The 836-nt window shown below is 75.7% G+C and carries 1 protein-coding gene; it reads right to left on the bottom strand.

Features of this window, described 5'->3' with window-relative positions; translation table 11 throughout:
* Positions 1–836 (bottom strand): tetratricopeptide repeat protein (locus ACYQ0J_RS00610; RefSeq protein WP_460170266.1); only part of this gene is annotated, 836 nt, incomplete at both ends.

Here is an 836-nt window from a genome sequence, read left to right as displayed (position 1 = left end):
CCCACCGCACCGCTTCCCAGTTGGCCAGGAGGTCCCTGGCCCTCGAGGCCGTGGTGTGAAGCCGCTCCCTCACCCCGGGGCCGTCCTCTCCCCAGAGGGCCAGGGCCGCCTCCCGCCAGGGGAGGGGGCCCTCCTTGAGGAGCAGGGCCAGAAGCGCGAAGGCCTTCCCCGAGCCCTCCAGCGGCACCTCCCGCCTGCCCACGAGGAGGCCGGGGGGGCTTTCCCGCAGGACCACCTTGGGCTTCTCCGGGGCCTTCCGGGCCCTGGGGAGCGCGAGCCCCCTCTCCTCGGCGAGGGCGAAGAGTTCGGGGAAGCCCAGGGCCTCCTCCATGAGGGGGTAGGGGCCGATGGCCCGCGCCTCCTGGAGCAGGGCCAGGGCGCCTTCCTCCTTCCCCTCCCGGCGGGAGAGCTCCGCCAGGGCCACCAGCACCCGGGCGCGGGCCGGGGCGTGGGTGTCCAGAAGCTCCAGGGCCTCCCCGGCGGCCCGCCTCGCCAGCCTCTTCCGTCCCAGGGCCAGGTGGCAGAGGGCCATCTCCGCCAGGGCCGCTCCCCTCCGGGCCCCCTCCCCCGCTAGCTCAAGGGCCTCCTCCAGGACCTCGCGTCCTTGAGCGGGCTTCCCCAGAAGCCGCAGGGTGGTGCCGAGGGCCCTCAGGGCCACCACCCGGTCGTCCGGGTCCAGCCTCCCCGCCACCGCCTGCTCGGCCCGGAAGAGGGCCTCCCTCAGCTCCCCCCTGGCCCGGTGGACGGAGGAGAGGAGGACAAGGACCCGGCTCCGGAAGCCTCCCAGGGACTTGGCCCGGACCACGGCCAAAGCCTCCTCCGCCCGGCGCAGGGCC

This window comes from Thermus sp. FJN-A, assembly GCF_054655095.1.
This window is presented reverse-complemented; position numbering and strand designations above follow the sequence as displayed.